This window comes from Flavobacterium sp. WC2409 (assembly GCF_041200085.1).
Lineage (GTDB): Bacteria > Bacteroidota > Bacteroidia > Flavobacteriales > Flavobacteriaceae > Flavobacterium.
On record NZ_CP165625.1, the window covers coordinates 3,870,194 to 3,888,640 of the forward strand.

The 18,447-nt window shown below is 31.9% G+C and carries 15 protein-coding genes; 14 read left to right on the forward strand and 1 reads right to left on the reverse strand.

Annotated features, from left to right (window positions below; translation table 11 throughout):
- Positions 1 to 15 precede the first annotated feature (15 nt).
- Positions 16 to 1,137, forward strand: a complete 1,122-nt coding sequence (locus tag AB3G34_RS16555; RefSeq protein ID WP_369753058.1) for a helix-turn-helix domain-containing protein — start codon at positions 16 to 18, stop codon at positions 1,135 to 1,137.
- 88 nt (positions 1,138 to 1,225) lie between these two features.
- Positions 1,226 to 1,975 carry a hypothetical protein gene (locus tag AB3G34_RS16560; RefSeq protein ID WP_369753059.1) on the forward strand — a complete coding sequence of 250 codons (750 nt, stop codon included), beginning with the start codon at positions 1,226 to 1,228 and terminating at the stop codon, positions 1,973 to 1,975.
- A 69-nt stretch (positions 1,976 to 2,044) separates the two neighbouring features.
- On the opposite strand, the gene gldA is transcribed toward AB3G34_RS16560, so the two are convergent.
- Positions 2,045 to 2,941 (reverse strand): gliding motility-associated ABC transporter ATP-binding subunit GldA, encoded by an 897-nt coding sequence (gldA, locus tag AB3G34_RS16565; RefSeq protein ID WP_367773359.1) that lies wholly within the window; start codon positions 2,939 to 2,941, stop codon positions 2,045 to 2,047.
- Between the two features lie 154 nt (positions 2,942 to 3,095).
- Between gldA and AB3G34_RS16570 the strand changes: the two genes are divergently transcribed.
- From AB3G34_RS16570 to AB3G34_RS16625, 12 genes are all read left to right on the forward strand, one after another.
- A complete protein-coding gene (locus AB3G34_RS16570; RefSeq protein ID WP_369753060.1) occupies positions 3,096 to 4,337 on the forward strand; it encodes a dicarboxylate/amino acid:cation symporter in 1,242 nt (413 codons plus the stop codon).
- A 354-nt stretch (positions 4,338 to 4,691) separates the two neighbouring features.
- The gene (locus AB3G34_RS16575; RefSeq protein WP_367773363.1) at positions 4,692 to 5,519 is read left to right on the forward strand and encodes a prephenate dehydratase; all 828 of its coding nucleotides are present in this window, start codon (positions 4,692 to 4,694) and stop codon (positions 5,517 to 5,519) included.
- A 51-nt stretch (positions 5,520 to 5,570) separates the two neighbouring features.
- Positions 5,571 to 6,719, forward strand: coding sequence for a pyridoxal phosphate-dependent aminotransferase (locus AB3G34_RS16580; RefSeq protein ID WP_367756957.1), 1,149 nt, complete (start codon positions 5,571 to 5,573; stop codon positions 6,717 to 6,719).
- The gene (locus tag AB3G34_RS16585) at positions 6,720 to 7,577 is read left to right on the forward strand and encodes a prephenate dehydrogenase (protein WP_369753061.1); all 858 of its coding nucleotides are present in this window, start codon (positions 6,720 to 6,722) and stop codon (positions 7,575 to 7,577) included.
- A 74-nt stretch (positions 7,578 to 7,651) separates the two neighbouring features.
- Complete coding sequence (locus AB3G34_RS16590; RefSeq protein WP_367756961.1) at positions 7,652 to 8,734, forward strand: chorismate mutase; 1,083 nt, start codon at positions 7,652 to 7,654, stop codon at positions 8,732 to 8,734.
- A 134-nt stretch (positions 8,735 to 8,868) separates the two neighbouring features.
- Positions 8,869 to 9,846, forward strand: coding sequence for a ribosome small subunit-dependent GTPase A (gene rsgA, locus AB3G34_RS16595; RefSeq protein ID WP_367756963.1), 978 nt, complete (start codon positions 8,869 to 8,871; stop codon positions 9,844 to 9,846).
- 53 nt (positions 9,847 to 9,899) lie between these two features.
- On the forward strand, positions 9,900 to 10,352 hold the full coding sequence (gene dtd / locus AB3G34_RS16600; protein ID WP_369753062.1) for a D-aminoacyl-tRNA deacylase: 453 nt from the start codon (positions 9,900 to 9,902) through the stop codon (positions 10,350 to 10,352).
- A gap of 147 nt (positions 10,353 to 10,499) precedes the next feature.
- Positions 10,500 to 12,410: a DUF3857 domain-containing protein gene (locus AB3G34_RS16605; protein WP_369753063.1), complete on the forward strand. Its 1,911-nt coding sequence runs from the start codon at positions 10,500 to 10,502 to the stop codon at positions 12,408 to 12,410.
- 4 nt (positions 12,411 to 12,414) lie between these two features.
- On the forward strand, positions 12,415 to 14,421 hold the full coding sequence (locus AB3G34_RS16610; RefSeq protein ID WP_369753064.1) for a DUF3857 domain-containing protein: 2,007 nt from the start codon (positions 12,415 to 12,417) through the stop codon (positions 14,419 to 14,421).
- Between the two features lie 6 nt (positions 14,422 to 14,427).
- Positions 14,428 to 16,452, forward strand: coding sequence for a DUF3857 domain-containing protein (locus AB3G34_RS16615; RefSeq protein ID WP_367773375.1), 2,025 nt, complete (start codon positions 14,428 to 14,430; stop codon positions 16,450 to 16,452).
- A gap of 4 nt (positions 16,453 to 16,456) precedes the next feature.
- Positions 16,457 to 17,494, forward strand: coding sequence for a hypothetical protein (locus AB3G34_RS16620; protein ID WP_369753065.1), 1,038 nt, complete (start codon positions 16,457 to 16,459; stop codon positions 17,492 to 17,494).
- Positions 17,495 to 17,560: 66 nt separating this feature from the next.
- Entirely contained in the window at positions 17,561 to 18,445 is an 885-nt protein-coding gene (locus AB3G34_RS16625; RefSeq protein ID WP_369753066.1) for a DUF3858 domain-containing protein, read from the forward strand.
- Positions 18,446 to 18,447: the final 2 nt, after the last annotated feature.

The following is an 18,447-nucleotide window of genomic DNA, read 5'->3' on the forward strand; positions in this document are numbered from 1 at the left end:
CAATAATTTTTTGATATGATAAACTTTCCAATCATAATGGGGATTACCTCTGGAGCTGCTTTTCTACTGGGATTTTTACTTATTGCGCGTCCTCAGAAAAGTAATTTAATTGCAAATAAATATTTGGGATTGTTTATTATGACGCTCGGATTAGCAATGCTTGAAATACCTATGTCTTATCAAAAAATCTATTTAAGACATCCTAATGTATTTGAATTAATTGGCTTGGTCAGGTTTCTAACTGCTCCTTTCCTTTATATTAGTATTTTATACTTTACTTCATTAAAGAAAAAAATTGACAAGAAAAATGTATGGCATTTTTTACCCTTTTTGATTTTTTTGCTTTTCAGATTCCCGTTTTTTATTACAGGTAAAAATATTGAATTCAGTTATGTTTTTGGCAAAATTATATTTTTTATTCTGCAAACAGCATTACCGCTCCAAGCAATAATTTATTGGTATTTATCTTTTAGCAAATTGCAAAAACACATAAAATACATACGTCAATTTTCATCGTCAACGGAGAAAAGTGATCTTTCTTGGCTCAAATATTTTTTATTGGTTTTGATGCTAATTGTAATTGCTTGGTTTAATCTTATTTTTTTCGACTTAAAAAGTTTAATTAAGCTTACGCCTTTACTCTATTTTGTAGCTGTATTTTTGTTAGCTTATTTTTCTTTACAGCAAAAAGAAGTTTTTGATTTTAATAAAAACGATTTAAATGAACTTTCGACAATTAGAGATTATAAAAAAGATAATCCTAAAAGAGTTTCAGAAAAACGATTGAATGAATTAAATGAAAAATTGCGGATACTTATGAATTTTGAAAAAGTGTACTTAGAGAATGATTTAAGTTTACCAAAATTAGCCAACAGTATGAATGCTAGTTGTAATGAAACCTCATTTGTGATTAACGAATTATACGGCGATAACTTTTATAATTTTATAAATAAATACCGAATAGAAGAGGCGAAAATTTTGTTGTTGTCTGAAAAATACAAGCTACTAAATGTTTTAGGGATTGCTTATGAATCGGGATTTAATTCCAAAACCACTTTTAATACTACTTTTAAAAAGTATGTGGGGATTTCTCCAACGGCATTTGTGAAAGCAAATTTAGTTTTAGAAAAAAAGTAGTTTAAATAGGTTCGAACGGGTACATCGGAACAGTTGATATTTGATTAATAACCAAATTTGTGGACTATTAATTCAAATATAAAACGATATGTTAGAACAATCAACTTCATTATCAAAAAAAATCAGCACTTCTTTAACCCTTGGTATAGTGTTTTCGGCTTTAGTCTTAATGTTGGGTAACGGCGGGAATATTTCTTGGTTTCCTCCAATAATAGTTTTTTCCTTAGTTGGGATTTCTTTATTGGTTACGCTACTATTTCCGTTTATATGGCATTATTTAGAACAAAAGCAAAAAGTGGAATCGGATAAGATATATGGTTTTACGTATAGTACTATCCGATATTGTCTTGCTTTTAATATTGCCAGTTTTGGGTGGAAAAAATTTTACGGACTTCAATTTATAGTTCCTACTGAAATTGCAAGTTTACCTATCAATAAGCTATCAGGTGAATGGCTGACTTGGTTTTATTTTGGACATTCACAGACTTTTGGAATTATAGTAGCAGTGATCCAAATTGGGAGTGGTTATTTATTATTGTTTCGAAGAACTGTATTGCTTGGATCCATAATTTTATTTGCACTACTAGCTAATTTGACTTTAATTAATGTTTTTTATCAAATGAATGTAGGTGCATTATTGCAATCTGTAGTGTTAACGATTGGAGTTTTGTTCTTGATTTCGTTAGATTATAAGAGTCTAGTTGACTTTTTTCTAAAAACAAAATCCAATTTACCCTCGTTAAGTTTTAATAGTGTTTTTGTAAAAAATATAGTTCGGCTGTCGGCAATTGTGTTATCATTGTTGTTTACAATCTATTTGAAATCATTGATAAATTAAAAAAAAAGCTCGTTTAAAATTATTTTAAACGAGCTTTTTTTATCGGGTAACTTGATTCCTAATACTAACTTATTTTGTAATCTCTCTAAATATAGCTTCTAGATTTTTATTTTTCTGATTCAATTGTAATGTTTTTAAACCATTTGCTGTAGCAAAATCAAAAACTATAGGGCGCATGTCTTTGTCCGTTTTAAAAGTCAGTTCCCAAATCATGTCATGAGTATTTTTATAAGAAGATATGTTTTCGATTTTAGCAATCACTTGTTCTTCGATTTTATAATCAAATTCTACTTCGATTACTTGTTCCTTATCTTCAGAAATTAAGTTGTCCAGTTTTTTGTCGGTTACAATCTTACCATTATTGATGATAATGACACGATCACAAAGTGCTTCCACTTCTTGCATAATATGTGTAGAAAGGAAAACCGTTTTATCTTTCCCTACGTTTTTAATCACATTACGAATTTCGATTAATTGATTCGGATCTAAACCTGTTGTAGGTTCATCAAGAATTAAAACATCAGGATTGTGTAATAAAGCATTGGCAAGGCCAACACGTTGACGGAATCCTTTGGATAACTGTCCTATTTTTTTATGACTTTCAGTGCTTAAACCAGTTAGTTGAATTACTTCTTCGATTCGGGATTTAGCAACTTTATAGACTTCGGCATTAAAGGCAAGATATTCTCTAACATACAAATCCAAGTATAAGGGATTGTGTTCTGGTAAATAACCTATAGAAAGCTGCACTGCTTTTTGATTTGAGTTTACATAGTTCCCATTCACTTGCGCAGTACCTTCATCGGCATTGATATAGGTCGTCAATATTTTCATTAAAGTTGATTTTCCAGCACCATTAGGACCAAGAAAACCTACAATTTCTCCTTTGTTAATAGAAAATGAAACGTTGTCAAGTGCTTTTTGGGCACCATAACTTTTAGAGATATTATTTACTGCTATTGACATGATGAATTATTTGTAGCAAAAGTAAAAAGAAAAAGATTGATTTATTGTTTTTATTAGACAATATCAAAAAGGGATTACTACTTAATCTTTAATTATTGGTATTTGAGAAATAGAATGATATATTTATAAAAAATTATAAAAAGCAAATCTAAAAATGGAAGAAAGTAAGAGTTTGTTTAAAACCTATAGTGGTATTATATGGTTATTATGTGGTATAACTGCAGGAAGTATATTAGGTTTGGTTTTTGGGAAAGATGTAGAAGTGATTAAGCCACTTGGCGATATATTTCTAAATTTACTTTTTACGGCTATTATTCCTTTGATTTTCTTTACGATAGCGTCGTCAATTGCCAGTTTAGAAAAATCAGAAAAATTAGGAAAGTTATTTGTAGTCGTTATTGGAGTATTTTTAAGTACGGTATTGGTATCGGCTATAATTATGATAATAGGTGTTTTGCTTTTTCCAATTCATCAAGATATTATCATTTCCAAAATTCCATTGGAGAGTATGCAAACCGCTAGTCCTGGATCCCAAATCACTCAATTACTGACTGCCAATGATTTTTACGAATTGCTTTCTAGAAAAAGCATGTTGGCTTTAATCATTTTCTCCTTTTTAATAGGATTTGCCAGTTTACGTTCGGGAGAGAAAGGAGAAAGTTTTAGAGTGTTCCTAAATTCAGGAAACGAGGTAATGAAACAATTACTACACTTGATTATGAAAACGGCACCGGTAGGTTTGGGTGCTTATTTTGCGTATCAAGTAGGCATTTTTGGACCGCAGTTATTTGGAGCCTATGCTAAGCCATTAGGACTTTATTATGCAGTATGTGGATTCTACTTTGTGGTATTCTTTAGTTTGTATGCTTTCCTTGCAGGAGGAAATATCGGATTGAAAGTGTTTTGGAGTAATAATATTGCACCTTCCTTAACAGCTTTGGGAACTTGCAGTAGTATTGCAACAATTCCAGCAAATCTGGAGGCAACAGAGAAAATGAATGTTCCTTCACATATCCGTAATATTGCAATTCCATTAGGAGCTCCTTTGCATAAAGATGGATCAAGTATGTCATCTATTATAAAAATTGCTGTAATTTTTGCCATGTTTGGTAAAGATTTTACAGATCCCAATACCTTACTTTTAGCATTAGGGATTACGGTTATCGTTTCGGTAGTTGAAGGAGGAATTCCTAATGGTGGATATATTGGGGAGATTCTAGCAATCACTATTTATGGTTTTCCAATGGAACAAGCTTTACCTGCAGCCATGATTGTAGGAACATTAGTCGATCCCATGGCTACTTTGCTAAATGCGAATGGAGATGTAGTCTCGGCGATGTTAATCACGCGTATTTCAGAAGGAAAAGAATGGCTTTCAGTAAAATTAGCTCGCTAAACTGATTTATTAGTCATAAATTTAACCCAAAGCACTTTTCAAATATTTAAAAAGCAATGGATTAAAACCTATTTTTTTAAGTATTTGGTAATCAAAAGTCGCTTTCACAAAGAATTCGTTTTTTGTTAGATAAAATCATATTTTTTTATGTGTTTGTATTGAATATGTTTATACATTTGCATTGATAACATTGAAAAAAACATCAAAATGTCAACTAATAACCGTTTTTATTTTAGCAACACTTATTTCTTCTTTTATAGGAAGTAAGGATTGTGCTATGGTTATTTGAAATAAAAGAAACAAATAAAAATAATATACAATCCTGATGAAAATCAGGATTTTTTTTTGGAATAAATGGGAACAAAAATTGCAATTCAAGGGATACTAGGTTCTTTTCACCATCAAGTGGCACAAGAATATTTTGAGCAAAATATAGCAGTAGACGAGTGTCTGTCATTTGAAGAATTAGTGGACAGTCTATTGTCAGGAAAATCGGAGCAGGCAGTTATGGCCATTGAAAATTCAATCGCGGGGCCTATTATTCCTAATTATGCGTTGATTGATAAGAATAATTTGCACATCATTGGAGAACATTATTTAAGTATTCATCAAAATTTGATGGCGCTTAAGGGACAAAAATTGGAAGATATTGTTGAAGTACATTCTCATCCAATGGCATTATTACAGTGTATGGATTTTTTAAAAAAATATCCTAATATAAAATTAGTTGAAGATAAAGATACAGCCGAAACAGCTCGTAGAATTCAGGAGAAACAATTAAAAGGAATCGCTGCAATTGCCAGTAAAACGGCTTCAATTATGTATGATTTAGAAATTCTGGCACCAGAAATTCAAACGATTAAAAATAACATGACTCGTTTTGTTATAATTAAAAAAGAGAATGCATTTGTAGCAAAGGAAGATATTAACAGAGCGTCTTTGAAATTTGAATTGGATCATAAAAGAGGGAGTTTAGCAGCTGTACTTAATGTAATGAGTGATTGCAAAATGAATTTGACCAAAATTCAATCCTTGCCAAAAATTGAAACACCTTGGAAATATTCCTTTTTTGTGGATGTAACTTTTGAAAAATATGCAGATTACGAAAAAGCAAAATCGTTATTAGAAATAATGGCAGAGTATTTTAAAGTTTTGGGCGAATATAAAAATACAAAGCCATAATTAGTCAAAAGTTATAAACTCATCAAGGTCAAAAGAATTTAAAAAACAGTAATGATTACAACAGCAAAAAGATTAGATATCATTGAAGAATACTATTTCTCCTCTAAATTGAGAGAAGTAAGACAATTGGCATCCGAAGGGAATCCAATAATAAATATGGGAATTGGAAGTCCGGATTTGCAACCTTCACAAGAAGTTATTGATGCAGTGGTTCTTGCCGTGAAAGAGGAAAATGCTCATGGTTATCAAAGTTATCAAGGATTACCGGAATTGAGAAATGGAATGGTTGATTTTTATAAAAACAACTATAATGTGGATTTGAATCCCAATACTGAAGTTTTGCCTTTGATGGGTTCTAAGGAAGGTATTATGCATATTTCATTGGCTTTCTTAAATGAAGGAGATCAAGTATTAATACCAAATCCAGGATATCCTACTTATACTTCAGTAACTAATTTAGTGGGTGCTGTTCCCGTTTATTATGATTTAAAAGAAAGTACAAATTGGGAACCTGATTTTGACGCTTTAGAAAAATTGGATTTATCTAAAGTTAAAATTATGTGGATTGGTTATCCACATATGCCAACAGGGGCGAGAGGAAGTTTGGAGTTATTTGAAAAGTTAGTGGCTTTCGCCAAAAAACATACTATTTTATTAATCAATGACAATCCATATAGTTTTGTTTTGAATGATAAGCCAATGAGTTTGTTACAAGTGGAAGGCGCGAAGGACGTAGCATTAGAGCTAAATTCTTTAAGTAAAACGTTCAATATGGCAGGATGGAGAGTAGGAATGGTTCTGGGGAATGCAGCTTGTATTGATGCTGTTTTGAAAGTAAAAAGCAACATGGACAGCGGTATGTTTTTTGGAATTCAAAAAGGGGCTATAGCTGCTTTAAAAAGTGATAAAGCGTGGTTTGATTCGATGAATGAAATTTACAAGAAACGTCGTGTTTTGACAGAACAATTAGCGGAGAAATTAAACTGTAAAGTATATAAGGAAGGTGTTGGATTGTTTGTTTGGGCCAAATTGCCAGAAGGAATAACTTCAGCTGAAAAATTTATAGACCAAATCTTACATGAGAAACATCTCTTTATAGCACCAGGAACAATTTTTGGAAGTAACGGAGAAGGATATATTCGTTTTGCATTATGTGTAGGGGAAGAAAAAGTACAGGAAGCAATTGATAGATTTAATTAAATGAAAGTTTATATAATAGGAATAGGATTAATAGGAGGATCGATGGCGTTAGACATTAAAACCTTAGATCCATCAGCCACTATTTATGGTATCGATCATAACGAAAGTCATGTGAAACAAGCATTGGATTTGGGGGTTATTGATGAAGCCGCCCAATTCGAAGATCTATCGAATGCTGATTTTGTAATTGTATCGGTTCCAGTGGATGTCGCTTTAACGCTATTGCCTAATGTATTGGATGCTGTAGGAGAAAATTCTATTGTTTTTGAAGTGGGCTCTACCAAAGCGCCAATTTGTGAAGCAATTGCTAATCATTCAAGAAGAAGAAATTTTATTGCAACTCATCCTATTGCAGGAACCGAGTTTTCAGGGCCATCGGCAGCAATACATGATTTGTTCAATGGGAAGACTAATATAATTTGTGAAGTAGAACGTACTGCTTTTAAATTGCAGGAGAAAGCATTAGATCTTTTTAAAGCAATGGGAATGAGAATACGTTATATGGATCCAAAATCACATGACAAACATATTGCTTATGTGTCGCATTTGTCTCACATTAGTGCTTTTATGCTTGGAAAAACAGTAATAAACAAAGAAAAAGACGAGCAGGATATATTTGATATGGCGGGTTCTGGTTTTGAAAGTACAGTGCGTTTGGCAAAAAGTTCGCCTGCAATGTGGACCCCAATTTTCAAACAAAATAAGTTGGAAGTGGTGGAAGCTTTAGAAGGATATATAGCCAACTTGACTCAATTTAAAGATTTATTGGTAAAGGATGAATACAATGCCATTTTTGATGAAATGGAAAGTGTAAATAAAATAAAAGAAATATTGAATGGAATGAATGTAAAGAAGTAATTCACATTCAAATGATAGATTAAAATAGAGAAGAACAACACATAAAAAAATAATAAAATAAATAATTAGAAAAGATGGAAAACAAGAAAGAAATGAGAAATTGGTTGAATGAATTTAATTTAACTCATCCATTTGTAATTGCAGGACCTTGTAGTGCTGAAACAGAAGATCAAGTATTAAAAATTGCTCATGAATTGAAAGATTCAGATGTAAGTGTTTTTAGAGCAGGTATATGGAAACCAAGAACACGTCCAGGAGGATTTGAAGGTGTGGGAGAAATTGGTTTGAAATGGTTGCAAAAAGCAAAAGCAGAGACAGGTTTATTGATGGGAACTGAAGTAGCAACAGCGGCACACTGTAAATTAGCTTTGGAGCATGATATTGATGTTTTGTGGGTTGGTGCTCGTACAACTGCAAACCCGTTTGCAGTTCAAGAAATTGCTGATACTTTAAAAGGAACTGATAAAATTGTATTGATCAAAAACCCAGTGAATCCAGATATGGCTTTGTGGTTAGGTGGTGTAGAGCGTTTATATGCTGCTGGAATTAAAAATCTTGGAGTAATTCACAGAGGATTTTCTACTTACGAAAAAACAAAATACAGAAACATTCCTGAATGGCAAATTGCGATTGAATTACAAAATAAATTCCCTGATTTACCATTAATCATTGATCCATCTCATATCACTGGTAACCGCGATATGATTCTTGAAGTAACTCAAGAAGCATTGGATTTAAATTATGACGGTATGATCATTGAAACTCATATTGATCCAGACAATGCTTGGAGTGATGCTGCACAACAAGTAACGCCAGACGCTTTGAAACAAATTTTCAAAGATTTGAGAGTAAGAAAAGTAAGTGGAGACACGGATGAATATGCTAATAAAATGACAAAATTAAGAGCAAACATTGATGTTCTTGATGCTAATTTATTAGAGTTATTAGGAAAAAGAATGAAAGTGGCTGACGAAATTGGTCAAGTGAAAAAAGACTCAAATGTGGCTGTTTTACAAAACACACGTTGGAACGAAATTCTTGGAAAAATGATTCTTGAAGGGGAGAAAAAAGGACTTTCAGAAGAATTTATTCTTAGAATGTTCAAAGCAATTCACCAAGAAAGTATTGGTCATCAAGACAAAGTACTTAATGCATAATTAAAATTAGGATTTTATAATAGTAATCTCCACAGCTTTTAAATTAAAGTTGTGGGGATTTTTTTATTTGTAGACACTATTAAAAACTTTAAACTTTAAACTTTAAACTTGAAACAAAATTTTACCTTTGCAACATGACAGGACTCGTATATAAATCTACAGGAAGTTGGTACACTGTAAAATCAGAACAAGGTGATTTTATAGAATGCCGTATGAAAGGGAAATTCCGTATCAAAGGAATTAAAAGCACTAATCCAATTGCTGTGGGTGATGTTGTGGATTATGAACTCGAAGAATCATCGGATACGGTTACTGGAACAATTCATAATATTCATGAAAGAAAGAATTATATTGTACGTAAATCAGTCAACTTATCCCATCAGATGCATATTATTGCGTCAAATATTGATCGTGTTTTTTTATTGGTTACGGTAAATAATCCTCCAACGACTTTTAATTTTATTGATCGTTTTCTAGTAACTGCAGAAGCATATGGGATTGAAACTATTTTGGTTTTTAATAAGATAGACACTCTTGACGAACCAACACTTGACGAACAGTTGTATATGCAACATGTGTATCAAGAAGTAGGTTATAAATGCCTTAGAGTTTCATCTACCGAAATGAAAGGAATCGATGCCTTGAAAGAAATGATGATTGGTAAAGTAAGTATGTTCTCGGGACATTCGGGTGTTGGGAAATCAACGTTGGTGAATGCTATGGAACCGTCTTTGCACTTAAAAACTAAAACAATTTCAGACGCCAGTAAACAAGGGCAACATACAACTACATTTGCAGAAATGTATGATTTATCTTTTGGCGCAAGCATTATAGACACCCCAGGAATTAAAGGTTTTGGAATGGTAGATATGGAAAAAGCCGAGATTAGTGGTTATTTCCCTGAATTTTTCAAATTAAAAGATCAGTGTAAATTTAATAATTGTTTGCATAAAGACGAACCAAAATGTGCTGTAAAAGAAGCCTTAGAAAAAGATGAAATTGCATGGTCGAGATACAATAGTTACCTTAAAATTTTAGAAGGAGACGACGAGCATTATCGTACCGATATTTATAATGAAGATAGAATGGAAAGTGATGAATCTAGGAAATAATCTTTGCTAAAAGCAGTTTAAAAAAGTAAAATAATTTATAATTCACCATTAATTTGAAAGTAGTCCTTCAAAGAGTTTCTTCCGCCTCTGTTACAGTAGATCATAAAGTAATAGCCGATATCCAAAAAGGGCTGTTGATTTTGGTAGGTATTGAGGATGCCGATGTGCAAGAGGATTTAACTTGGTTAGTAGGTAAGATTACAAAAATCAGAATTTTTGATGATGAAAACCACGTCATGAATCACTCGATTCAAGATATTAAAGGCGAAGTAATTGTCGTGAGTCAATTTACACTGCATGCCGCAACTAAAAAAGGCAATCGCCCTTCTTATATTAAAGCAGCAAAACCAGAAGTTGCTATTCCGCTATATGAAAGCTTTATTGAAAAATTAGAGTTGGAGCTAGGAAAGAAAATCCAAACCGGAATCTTTGGTGCCGACATGAAAGTGAGTCTTTTAAATGACGGACCAGTTACCATAATCATAGATAGTAAAAATAGAGAGTAGAACTTGTTTATTGTCAGAATTATTCTATTTTTGATAGCCACGAATACTTAAAATTCCCAAAACATAAAGTAAAAGCTCCCTTAGAGGTTTTTGTTACTTTATGCAATCCTTCCTATTTGGTAATTATTCAAACTCTCAAAACCTACTATGAAAATAAAAATGCTATTGGTATCCCTAGTTGTTTTTACAACTTTTACCGTACAATCCCAAAAAAATGATTATTCGGCATTACTTATTGCTGATAGTTTAAAAGAAAATGCTAATGCTGTTGTTCGTTTGAATCAAATAGATATTGTTATCGCTTCCCAACGAGATATGACTATCAATTCAACTAGAGTAATTACGGTTTTAAATGAGAAAGGGCTGTCGGAGATTGATGCTGTAGAGAATTACGATAAAAAAACAACTGTCAAAGATATTCAGGCAACCATTTATGATGCAGCAGGCAAAGAAATAAAAAAAATAAAAAGGAAAGATTTTAAAGATAACAGTGCTGCAGGTGGAAGCACTTTATTCTCTGATAGCCGTTATATTTATTTAGATTATACACCTACACAATACCCCTTTACAGTTGTGTATGAAAGTAAACTGGAAACGTCTACGACGGCCTTTATTCCGCAATGGTACCCTATTTCCAATTTTTTTGTAAGTGTAGAGAAAAGTGTTTTGAATGTGACTTATCCAGATAATCTGGGTTTTAAAAAAATGGAATTTAATTTTGCGAATTTCAACATTCAAAAAACGATAGACACTTCAACTCAATTGTCTTATACAGCCATAAATATTCCAGTGCAAAAGCAAGAAGATTACAGCCCGTCCTATAGTTCTCTTTTTCCAAAAGTCATGATGGGTTTGGAACTTTTTCATTTAGAAGATGTTGATGGAAAAGCCAAGACATGGAAGGAATTTGGACAATGGTATTATGATGATATTTTATCAGGAACAACTAGTCTACCTGAAGGTACAAAAGAAAAGATGAAAACATTAATAGGAGATGAAACAGATCCAATAAAGAAAGCACAATTGATTTATGATTATGTTCAAAAAAAATCTAGGTATGTTAGTATTCAAGTAGGAATTGGAGGTTGGAAACCAATGTTTGCCAATGATGTTGATCGTTTAGGATATGGAGATTGTAAGGCTTTGACTAATTATACAAAAGCACTTTTAGAAACAGTTGGCGTGCCGTCCTATAATACCGTTTTATATGGAGATAGTCATAAGAAAGATATTGAATCACAATTTGTGTCTATGCAAGGAAATCATATGATTTTAGCCATCCCAAATGGAGATGATTATACTTGGCTCGAATGTACAAGTCAAGATGCCCCTTTTGGGTTTCAAGGAACTTTTACTGACGATAGAGATGTACTTGTTATAAAACCAGATGGAGGGGAAATAGTACATACTCAAAAATACATCGATAAATACAATAGCCAAATCAGTTCAGGAAATTATTCTTTGGCTGCTAATGGTGATTTGGCAGGTAAAATTGAAATAGTATCCAAAGGGTCGCAATACAGTCAAAAAGAACCAATAGAAAATCTTCAGCCAACAGAAAAAGAACAACATTATAAAGAGTATTGGAACACCATTAATAATTTAAAAATCAACAACTTATCTTTTTTAAATGATAAGTCAAGTGTCAGTTTTGCTGAAAAGGTTGAAATAAGTGCAGCAAACTATGGTAATTTATTGTCAGGTAAAATGATGTTTGCCATAAATGCTTATAACCAATACACGACAAGTGTAAAAAGGATAAGAAACAGAAAAAACCCATTTGAAATTCAAAGAGGTTTTGCTGATATTGACCAAATAACCGTTGCTTTACCTAAGGAGTTTGCTATTGAATTCTTGCCTACTAATTTTGAATTGAAAAATAAATTTGGGGAATATAAAACAGAATTTATTAAAAAAGATGACAGTACTATAGTGTATAAACGCAGTTTGTCTATTAAAAAGGGATTTTATTCTAATACAGAATATGATGAATACCGCCTCTTCATAGATCAAGTCTCTAGAAACGACAACGCCAAAATTATATTAACCAAAATCTAACCTAATGAAATCTAACCTATTCACTCTTTTATTATTTATGGCTTCTTTTTCTTCTAGCTTATATGCACAAGAATTCAAGCTAGGTAAAGTTTCTATTGCGGAACTTCAAGAAAAAAATCATCCAAAAGATACTGCTGCAGTTGCTGCAATTTTATACAAAAAAGGAGAAACTAATTTTGAATATACAAATGACGCTGGTTTTACCGTAGTTACTACTGTTGATGTTCGTATTAAAATCTATAAAAAAGAAGGTTATGATTGGGCAAATCAACAGGTAATATTTAGAATGGGAAGCTCTTTTAAAGAAAAAGTCACTTTTTCAGATGCAATTACTTATAATTTGGTTGATGGAAAAATAGAAAAGACAAAACTAAAAAGTGAAGGTGAATTTGAAGAAGTAGTTGATAGATATTGGAGTAAAAAGAAAATTACGATGCCTAATGTAAAAGTAGGTTCAGTAATAGAATACCAATATACTATTAAATCTCCAAACGTAGGTTCCCTTAGAGATTGGTATTTTCAGTCAAGAATACCAGTGAATTATTCTGAATATAAAACTTATATACCAGAATATTATACTTATTCAACCCATTTTAAAGGGTTTGTAACTCCAACAATTACTTCTGACAAAAAGAACAAAGAAATAGTTATGGTTGACAAGGAAATAATTATTGGGCAAGGAACCAAATTTTCGGAAAGAAAGACTTTTTATCAAGAAACGAATACAAACTATGTGGCTAAGAATCTTGCTGCTGTGAATGAAGAGGTTTATGTCAATAATGTCGATAATTATATTAGTAGTGTGTCGTTAGAATTGTCAATGATTAAATCTCCAAACAAACCTTTAGAAATGTTATCTACAGATTGGAAATCGGTTGTAAAGACCATCTATGATTATGAAGATTTTGGCCCTGAATTAAATAAAACAGGCTATTTTGAGGATGATTTAAAGGGTGTTATTGCTGGTTTAACAACTACTGATGAGAAAGTGTCAGCCATTTTTAATTTTTTAAAAACAAAGGTAAAATGGAACGATTATTACGGGTATTCTTGTAATGATGGAGTGAAAAAAGCCTATAAAGATAAAACAGGAAATGTAGCCGAAATTAACCTAATGCTTACCGCTATGTTGCGCTATGCCAAATTGACTGCCAACCCAGTTTTAGTAAGTACCCGTTCTAATGGAATTGCTATGTTTCCCAATAGAACTGCTTTCAATTATGTAATAGCTGCTGTTGAAACTCCTACTGGGGTTATATTGCTTGATGCTTCAGATAAATTCTCAACACCAAACGTTTTGCCTTTTAGAGCGTTGAACTGGATTGGCAGGTTGGTTAGAAAAGATGGAACATCAGATGAAGTGAATCTAATGCCTAACTCATTGTCTAATACGACAGTGATGATGAATTATTCTATTGATGCTAATGGACTTATAACAGGAAAACTAAGAAAACAACAAACAGATTATAATGCAATGGTTTTTAGGGACAATGTTAATAGCGTTACTGAAGATGCTTATTTAGAGAAGTTAGAAGACAAAAGCAATAGTATTGAAATAAAGGAATATTCTAGAAATAATGAAGCAAATCTTGAATTACCAATAATGGAAACCTATGCTTTTTCGGGAACTAATCTGAGTGAGCGTATTGGAGGGAAAATTTATGTAAAACCCTTGTTGTTTTTTACTGATCTAAAAAATCCTTTTAAACAAGAAGTAAGAGAATATCCTATTGATTATGGATTTCCTTTTTTAGAAAAATATACAATAAATATTAATATTCCTGAGGGATATAAAGTAGAACAGCTTCCAGCTCCAACTGTGATTACAATGGAAGATAACCTAGGAAGTTTTAAATTTATGACCACTTCATCTGATAATTCAATTCAGTTAGCAATTACGCATCAAATAAATGAAGCAATCGTTTCTTCAGAATATTATTCCATGCTTAAATCCTATTATCAAGGGATGATTGATAAACAAAGTGAAAAAATAATATTAACAAAAATCTAATTACAAATGCATCTAAAAAAAACTTTCTTGCTTGTTTTATTTGTTTTTCTATTTTCTAAAACAAATGCCCAAAATTTCGAATTAGGAAAAGTATCTATTGAAGAACTACAAGAAAAAGCACATCCAAAAGACAATGATGCTGTTGCTGCGGTATTATTTAAAAAAGGAAAAACTAGTTATGATTATTCCAAAAGTAACGGATTTGTAATGACTACTGAGGTGCAAACACGAATTAAGATTTACAAGAAAGAAGGATATGATTGGGCTAATCAAAAAGTAAGATACTATATAGGCAATAGTTCCAAAGAAAATGTCACCTTTTCAGATGCGATTACCTATAATCTTGTCGATGGAAAAATCGAAAAAACAAAACTGAGTAAAGACGGTGAATTTGATGAGGTTGTAAATCGATATTGGGGCCAAAAAAAAATATCTATGCCCAATGTGCAAGAAGGTTCAGTAATTGAATTTGAATATACTATAAAAACGCCTTATGTAGGCAGTCCAAAAGACTGGAGTTTTCAAGCGAGTATTCCAGTCAATTACTCGGAGTATCGTACTTTTATTCCTGAATATTATACTTTTAATGTTAATTATAAAGGATTTATATTTCCAAAAGTAACAGCTGAAAAAAAGGCAAAAGCAGTTCTTTTTTCTACAATGGAAAGAGATGAAGGTGCTGGATTAATGAAAGGACAAGCCAGTAATTACAGTCAAAGTAAATTATCGTACGAAGAAACGAGAACCACTTATTTAGCTGAAAACTTGCCTGCAATGAAAGAGGAAGCGTATGTTAATAATATTGAAAATTATACGTCTAGTTTAATTCAAGAACTTTCTCTTATTAAATATCCAAATCAACCACTGAAATCGTTATCCACCGATTGGAAAGCAGTGGCCAAAACAATTTATGATTATGATGATTTTGGTTTAGAATTGGAAAAAACGGGTTACTTTGAAAATGATGTAAATGCTGTAATCGCAGGTCTAAATACACCAGAAGAAAAAGTGGCAGCCATTTTTAATTTTGTTAAGGCTAACGTAAAATGGAATAATTATTATGGATATTCTTGTAATGACGGAGTTAAAAAAGCCTACAAAGATAAAACGGGGAATATTGCCGAAATTAACCTAATGTTAACCGCTATGTTGCGTTATGCAGGATTAACTGCTAATCCAGTATTGTTGAGTACACGTTCTAACGGAGTTGCGATCTTTCCAAATAGAACTGCTTTTGATTATGTAATAGCAGCAATAGAAACACCTAGTGGATTAGTTTTACTGGATGCTACCGAAAAATTTTCATTGCCAAATGTGCTTCCTCTAAGAGATTTAAACTGGTTTGGTCGCTTAATTAGAAAAGATGGTACATCAACAGAAGTAAGCCTAACTCCAACAACGCTTTCGAGGGAAACGGTGAATATGAATGCTGTTGTAAGTAAAGAGGGTTTTATATCAGGGAAGTTAAGAAAACAATTTACGGATCAAGAAGCATTATCGTTCCGACAAAAAAATGCAGCAACGAAAGAAGATACTTATTTAGAAGAATTAGAGAGTGATAACAATAGTATTGAAGTCAATGAATATACAAGAGAAAATGATTTAGACTTATCAAAACCTATCGTAGAATCGTATGCATTTAAAGACACTAAGGATTTTGAGAGAATCAATGATAAAATTTATATTACTCCGTCCTTATTTTTAGGAGTCAAAGAGAATCCTTTTAAACAAGAATCAAGAGAATACCCTGTTGATTTTGGTTTTCCTGTTCAAAGTAAATACAATATTACGCTTGAAATTCCGGAAGGATATGTGGTAGAAACCATTCCTACAGGCTTGAATATTGCCGGTGTTGACGGAATAGGAACTTTTAAGTATGTTATTGCCAATACAGGAAATAAAGTGCAAATTATTATGACATCTGAGATTAGTAAAGCTATTGTTGCAGCCGATTATTATCAAGCATTAAAAGAGTTTTTTCAAAAAATACTTGACAAACAAAACGAAAAAATTATTTTAAAAAAAGTATAATTAAATGAAGTATTGCAAAGTTGGAATTGTTTTAGTTGTTTTTCTTCTCTTTTCAAAAAGCAGTGCCCAGAATTTAGAATATGGTAAAGTAACAAAAGAGGAGTTGCAAGAGAAAGTACATCCTCTAGATTCAACTGCAGCAGCTGCAATTATTTTTAAAAAAGCAAGAACATATTTTGTGTATGAACGAGGAAATGGCTTTTATCTATACCATGATTTTAATATTAGATTTAAAGTGTACAAAAAAGAAGGTTTAAAATGGGCCGACTTTAGCGTCATTTATCTCAATAAGAGAGAGGGGTTTGAGGAAGAAATTGTTAAGTTTTCAAATTGTGTTACTTATAATTTAGAAAATGGAGAATTAAAAGAAACACCGCTCAGAATGGAGGGTAATTTGAAAACTAATATTAATAAATATTGGAATCAGACATTAATTACCATGCCAAACGTAAAAGTGGGTTCCATATTTCAAATCAATTATACTGTGAAATCTAGAAATAATGTGCGGTTTCCCGTATTTAATTTCCAGTATGAAATCCCTGTTAATTATGCAGAATATCAAACGGATATTCCAGAAGTATTCATCTATAAAACACTTTTAACGGGGTATAATAAAGTAGAAGCCACTTCAAAGATTGTAAAAGAAACGGAATCATTTTCTCATAAATACAATCAGCAATCTGATTTTCCGTATAAATATCAATTGGCAAGCTATAAAGCAGAGAATATTCCTGCCTTAAAAGAGGAGGCTTATATTGATAATATAAAAAATTACAGATCTTCCATTCAGCATGAATTAGAGACTACTCGGTTTCCGTTTGATGGAGTAGTTGACTATTCAATGACTTGGGATGGAGTAGCTAAGAATATTTTTGATTACAATAGTTTCGGGAGAGAACTCAATAAAGACAATTATTTGGATGCAGATGTAAAAGCACTCAATTCCAATGTTACTACTGAAATAGATAAGCTGGAAACCATTTTCAAATTTGTTCAAGCTAAAATGAATTTTGATGGAGATTACAGTATTTTGACAGATTAAGGAGTTAAAAAAGCATATAAAGATGGTACTGGAAATACCGCCGAAATAAATCTCATTTTAATTGCAATGCTTAAAAGTGCTGGAATAAAAACAGATCCAGTATTAATAAGTACAATACAGCATGGGGTTCCAGTTTACCCAAATAGGACCGTTTTTAATTCAGTTATTGCAGCAGCAGAAATTGATGGAAAACAAATTTTAATGGATGCTTCCAATAAATATTCTTCAGTTGGTATTTTGCCATTAGAAGATTTAAACTGGACGGGTCGTTTAATAAAGGAAGAGGGAGATTCCCAAGAGATAAATTTAGTACCAGATAAAAATTCCAATGAAAATGTAAATATTGTAGTTGCTTTAGATGCTCAAGGGAAAATGGTTGGACAAACTAGAATTCGCAAAACAGACTATGTAGCTCAAAGGTTTAGAGAGAGTACCGCTTTATTGACTGATGATAAATATCTTGAAAAATTAGAATCTGATTTAGGTGGAATTCTAATTGATGATTATAAACAAGTTAACGATGATACTAACTCATCTACTGTCATAGAAAGTTTTAAATTCACATCAAACAAACATTGCGAAATCATAGCGGGTAAAATATACATAAATCCTTTGTTGTTTTTTAATAGTACTCAAAATCCATTTGTGTTGGAAAAAAGACAAATGCCTGTTTATTTTGGATATCCAAAAACGGACAAGTATAATATCAACATTGAAATCCCAAAAGGATATAAAGTAGTTTCTGTTCCGCAGCCCATAAAAATTTCAACAGCTAATTCAGTTGGGTCTTATTCAATAAATATAGCATATGACAATGATAAAATACAAATTGTAATTGTAAAAGAAATAAACTTAGCTGTTGTTCCTCCTGATTTATATGATGCTTTAAAAGATTTCTTTCAAAAAATGATGGAGAAGCAGAATGAAAAAATTGTTTTAACAAAAATCTAATA

Excerpts from the sequence above, each read along its gene's own strand:
- AB3G34_RS16555 (WP_369753058.1), top strand. The coding sequence starts at position 16 with ATGATAAACTTTCCAATCATAATGGGGATTACCTCTGGAGCTGCTTTT.
- AB3G34_RS16560 (WP_369753059.1), top strand. The coding sequence starts at position 1,226 with ATGTTAGAACAATCAACTTCATTATCAAAAAAAATCAGCACTTCTTTA.
- gldA (WP_367773359.1), bottom strand. The coding sequence starts at position 2,941 with ATGTCAATAGCAGTAAATAATATCTCTAAAAGTTATGGTGCCCAAAAA.
- AB3G34_RS16570 (WP_369753060.1), top strand. The coding sequence starts at position 3,096 with ATGGAAGAAAGTAAGAGTTTGTTTAAAACCTATAGTGGTATTATATGG.
- AB3G34_RS16575 (WP_367773363.1), top strand. The coding sequence starts at position 4,692 with ATGGGAACAAAAATTGCAATTCAAGGGATACTAGGTTCTTTTCACCAT.
- AB3G34_RS16580 (WP_367756957.1), top strand. The coding sequence starts at position 5,571 with ATGATTACAACAGCAAAAAGATTAGATATCATTGAAGAATACTATTTC.
- AB3G34_RS16585 (WP_369753061.1), top strand. The coding sequence starts at position 6,720 with ATGAAAGTTTATATAATAGGAATAGGATTAATAGGAGGATCGATGGCG.
- AB3G34_RS16590 (WP_367756961.1), top strand. The coding sequence starts at position 7,652 with ATGGAAAACAAGAAAGAAATGAGAAATTGGTTGAATGAATTTAATTTA.
- rsgA (WP_367756963.1), top strand. The coding sequence starts at position 8,869 with ATGACAGGACTCGTATATAAATCTACAGGAAGTTGGTACACTGTAAAA.
- AB3G34_RS16605 (WP_369753063.1), top strand. The coding sequence starts at position 10,500 with ATGAAAATAAAAATGCTATTGGTATCCCTAGTTGTTTTTACAACTTTT.
- AB3G34_RS16610 (WP_369753064.1), top strand. The coding sequence starts at position 12,415 with ATGAAATCTAACCTATTCACTCTTTTATTATTTATGGCTTCTTTTTCT.
- AB3G34_RS16615 (WP_367773375.1), top strand. The coding sequence starts at position 14,428 with ATGCATCTAAAAAAAACTTTCTTGCTTGTTTTATTTGTTTTTCTATTT.
- AB3G34_RS16620 (WP_369753065.1), top strand. The coding sequence starts at position 16,457 with ATGAAGTATTGCAAAGTTGGAATTGTTTTAGTTGTTTTTCTTCTCTTT.
- AB3G34_RS16625 (WP_369753066.1), top strand. The coding sequence starts at position 17,561 with ATGCTTAAAAGTGCTGGAATAAAAACAGATCCAGTATTAATAAGTACA.